2 protein-coding genes, 1 tRNA gene and 1 pseudogene are annotated in these 4475 nt (G+C 55.0%); 2 read left to right on the top strand and 2 right to left on the bottom strand.

What is annotated here, in order from left to right:
* Nucleotides 1-1073: PSP1 domain-containing protein (locus GTA51_RS19935; protein WP_160964244.1), on the bottom strand; the 1073-nt coding region annotated here is incomplete at its 3' end.
* Between the two features lie 177 nt (nucleotides 1074-1250).
* Between GTA51_RS19935 and GTA51_RS19930 the strand changes: the two genes are divergently transcribed.
* Both GTA51_RS19930 and GTA51_RS21125 read left to right on the top strand, forming a co-directional pair.
* Nucleotides 1251-1326: transfer RNA gene (locus GTA51_RS19930), tRNA-Lys, on the top strand.
* A gap of 234 nt (nucleotides 1327-1560) precedes the next feature.
* Nucleotides 1561-1710, top strand: a pseudogene (locus tag GTA51_RS21125) (transposase); the annotation flags it as partial.
* A 56-nt stretch (nucleotides 1711-1766) separates the two neighbouring features.
* Here the strand turns inward: GTA51_RS21125 and GTA51_RS19925 are convergent.
* Complete coding sequence (locus tag GTA51_RS19925) at nucleotides 1767-3539, bottom strand: hypothetical protein (protein WP_160964243.1); 1773 nt, start codon at nucleotides 3537-3539, stop codon at nucleotides 1767-1769.
* Nucleotides 3540-4475: the final 936 nt, after the last annotated feature.

The following is a 4475-nucleotide window of genomic DNA, read 5'->3' as shown; positions in this document are numbered from 1 at the left end:
GCGGGACTCCGCTTGCGATCGGCATCGCGGCCCTGTTCGCGGCCTTGGTCACGGCCAGACCCGCGCCGTTCGCCGGGCTGGCCGTCGCTGCGCCGGGGCTCGCCCCGGGAATCGCTACGGGGGCCATCGGGCCGGGCCGAATCGGAGCGGGCGGCATCCGCACGGGGAGCTTCGGGACGCGGGCCTTCGCTGCGGGCACCCTCCGGGCGCGGGGCGTCCGGGCGGGGAGCGGCCGGTGCTTCGCCAACCCCTTCGATGACGGCCGGACGGGCCTCGACGGCCTGCGTCCATTCCTCCACCGTCAGTTCGCGTTCGTCGCCGGCCTCGTCAAGGACGGTGACGGTTTCGCGAAAGAGGTTGGTGCGCAGCACCTTGGCCATGCCAAAGCCAGTGGAAAATTTCTTGCCCACCCGGGGGCATTTGCGCTGGAACTGCTCGTAGTTTTCCTGCTCAAAGGACAGGCAGCACAGCAGCCGGCCGCAGATGCCGGAGATCTTGGTGGGGTTGAGAAACAGGTTCTGTTCCTTGGCCATCTTGATGGTGACCGGGGCGAACTTGCGCATGAACCGGCGGCAGCAGCAGATCTGGCCGCAATTGCCGATGGCCCCGAGCATCTGCGTCTCGTGGCGCACGCCGATCTGGCGCAATTCGATGCGGGTGTGGTAGGCCTTGACCAGATCCTTGACCAATTCGCGAAAATCGACACGGCCCGGGGCCGTGAAATAAAAGACGATCTTGCTGCGGTCGTGGAGTACTTCCACGTCCACGAGCTTCATTTCCAGATTTCTGGTTTCGATGCATTTGCGGCACCAGGCATGGGCGTCGCGGCCCAACTGGTCGTTTTCGCGGCGGGCATCGACATCTTCCTGGGTGGGCAGGCGGAAAATAGGTTTGATTTCCTGGCCATCGGCGGCCTCCGGCGGCGTGTCGCGCACGACAAACACACGCCCCATGCCGAGCCCCTGCTCGGTCTGCACCAGCACGTCGTCGCCCAGGGCCACGACAAAGGGGCCGGAATCGAAATAATAGACCTGTCCGTGATCACGGAACTTGATGCCGAGGATGTGGCTCATGTTCGCCCTATATATGCGCCGCGTGGCGGCGGTAGTCGTCGTCCAAACGCGGTATATACTCCATAAACGGCCCCACGGCAAATGGCCCAGCCGGGCTGGGGATTTTTTTTCACAAACTCGTTGACAAACACCCTCCACCTGCGTAGACCCCGTCTTCGCCGCATGTGAGTGCAGCACGGGTCATTAGCTCAATTGGTAGAGCAGCGGACTCTTAATCCGTTGGTTGAAAGTTCGAGTCTTTCATGGCCCACCAGAGATTTTAAGGGGTTCCGGTTTATAGCCGGAACCCCTTTTGCGTTGGGGCGTATCTCCCCCCACGCTCTCCCCACCCTTGGCATTGCGGCAGGAGAGCAGGCAAAGACTGTCCCAACCTGGGATCGTTGCCCGCCCGACACCCTCCGTGCTCCTGCCGTGCCCACCCGCCGGACTCTCGACAAAAGGACCAATCGCCACCCTGCAAAATGGGGGGGGGATTGCCGCTTCTTTCAAAGCGCGACGGCGGGTAGTTAAGCCCTGCCATTCTTGGTGCAACCGGTTGCGCAAGCTGCTATTTCGCTATGCAAAACCTGGGGCAACCTCTTTATCGTTGATCCACTTGGCGGCGGCAATCATTTCCTTACGAAAGATACAGACCTAAACTTTTTATAGATAAGCTATGACTTGTTATTCTCAGGGGATAACGCGACAGGTGGGTTACGGAGCAAGGAAAAGATCGACCTTGCCTTCTGTTTTGGAGACAACGATATAGGCCACATTGTGCCCCTGTGTAGGGAGGCACAGCAACCCGATATTGAAGAATTCCGTTTCGGCGTTCGCAGGATATGGCGATATGATATCCTCCAATCCATCGCGGATCAGGTTCTCAAGGACGGGGGGGAGGCGCTTATCGCTTCTTCCATGTGGCGCCACAACGATTGTATTTGGCGTTTTGAAGTGGCGTTTAAGATATATTGCCGGGCTTACGATCCATTCAAATTCCGTATTTTCGTTGGAGACGATGGCCAGAGGACGTAGCGGCTCAGCGGAAATTTTTGCGGCAACGCTCCGAAGCACTTCGTAAAAGTGCTTGTTCAGCGTTTGGTAGTCTAGAATGGAAAGCCGCGAATTCCAAGGCGCCATGAGCGAGACAGCCACAAGAATGGCCCCGGCGAGAGCTTTGGCCCGGACAAGAAATATGTTGTTTCCAAACAGGGCGACAAGTGACAGCCACAAACGCACCACAAGAAGCAGCATGATGCAAGGCAACACGGAGAAAATAATTCTGTAGTGCTGGCTCTGTACATTGCCTCTATATATAATGATATGTCCAACAATAAAAAGGCTGAGAAAAGACAACCCCCAGAAGACCGGGCGATAGTTTTGGTCGCAAAGAAGTTGTCGCAGTCCGAGCTTGGCTTTCTTCGCGTAAACAACCGTAAGGACAAGAAATAGCCCCAGGACCTGAAAATACCATGATGTAAAGAGGATGCCGATGACGTCTATGGAGACGACACCCGTGTCAAGACTGCCGCCATAGAAGTCTTTTCCACGCAGCCACAAGGTGCGGGACATTCCAAGAAGCATTGTAAAGGCGATGAGGCAATTGGCTATGAGACTTATCCATTCGGATTTTTTTGGCGGCTTGGTCGTGATGAGTTTCCAGACCAAAAAGCCAATGGGCAATGCCGAAAATGCCGCAAACGGCTCTTTCGAGCCGACAACAAGAGCATGGCCAAGTGTCAAAATACAGAGATAAAATCCGCTTACGCGCTCTTGCGTGTAGGTGCGCGAACAGGCATAGACGCACAGCGAGGCGCCAAGCAGGCAGTATGGCTCCGACAATCCAATATCCCTGAAAATCCAGTGATACTGAAGCCATATAACGGAAGCCACTGCGCCGAGGCTTCCCAGGATGTCGCCAAGCTCCTGGCGCAATACCGCGAACCACAGCAAAACAGCCGTAAAGAACGCGCATGCCGAAGCGGTGTACCATAAGTGAATAGCATCGCCGAAGAGCATGGCCTGCAAACCAAATAGAAACATGAAAAAAGGCCTGAATCGCCCTGATGTATTTTCCAAAAATCCGCCGAGCTCTTCTGCGGATAGGCAATATTTGAGAAAATTAGCTGCCGTCATGCTGCCGTCAGACCCAATGAGACTGAAAACCATGTGGTCATCATTGATGCTCCAGGTAAATGAGCACAGCGGCAGACAGGAGATGAGCAAAGCGGTAAAGAATCCGGCTGAAATAAAGATCGCGTATGCTTTATAGTGACCGGAATTCTTGCATGATTCAAGACGATTCAGGGCAAAATAAACAGCCGCGCAGGAAATTGTTATAGCCCAAACCGGCCAGTTCCCCTGCTTGCAGCAGGTCATATAAAAAACGGAGCCTGCAAGGAAAGCTGCTGCTGCAAAATTCCCGGCATTGTGCCGCAGTGTCGCATGGCGCTCCGGCTGTGTAGGCTGATGCCCTGCGTTTGTCATAGCCTGTACTTTTCTTATTCCTGGCAGCAGAGCACCAGGGCTTCAAAGTTGGTGCCCCTCCCGCGTTCAGATGCGAAGCCCAGGCGGTACGTATTCACTCTTTTTTGAAGTGCGGTCATCACAGCCCCATTTTTATCTTGCCAAGGGTTATCATTGACAATTTGCCGTATCGGCTTTGGTCACGTCCGTCAACGCGGGGTAAATTCTGCGTGGTTGCGGTGGCAAACGGTCAGGCTGCTCTGGATGGAATCCGGGCTGGCTGCGCCTCGTTGAGTTGCGGTATTGAGTCTGACCATGGCCCCAATCTGCATGTAACGGCTCTGCAGCTGCCACCAGTCGTCTTGCCCCGACACTATGGCACCCAGGAGCGGGACGAGGGACTGCTCGTTGGTGAAGAAGCCGCTCTTGTCCACCAGGAGTTTTGCACTCTCTGTTCGGCCTTTCCAGAAGATTGGCACTGTGCCATCAAAGGTATTGGCGAAACGTCCGTGCCAACCATCCGGGAGGCAGCGAAACGGCCATTGCCGCCACCGGCATGGCCGGCTATACCGCAGCCTGGAGCGGCTCTTCCCCCTACGCCGGGCCAGGGTTGCAGCGCGGCTAACAGCGTTTTCAAAGTCGATTTTTGCGGTCGTATCGTATTAGCAGGCATCATATCCAGCGTTTGGCTGCATCATTTGACTCGACATATTCAGCAGCATTCCATTCGGCGACCGGTCCGATCCCTTTACAGGTGTGAGCATCCTTTTTTGCTCTAAAAAAGACACCATGTTTTCAAAGAATATTATTCTCGGACTGCTTTATTTTTGACCATTACTGTCCGGCTAAGAAAAGGCTTGACGCCTGAAAGCGACAACTGGTGCAAGCTCATGATGCCTTTCCACTTAGGCGATCAATTTTGAAAAAATGGCATAAATTGCCATGACATCAAGTTCA

Origin of the sequence: Solidesulfovibrio aerotolerans, from assembly GCF_009856865.1 — a bacterium.
Lineage (GTDB): Bacteria > Desulfobacterota > Desulfovibrionia > Desulfovibrionales > Desulfovibrionaceae > Solidesulfovibrio > Solidesulfovibrio aerotolerans.
The sequence above is the reverse complement of the archived record's forward strand: the minus strand, read 5'-3'. Positions and strand labels throughout refer to the sequence as shown.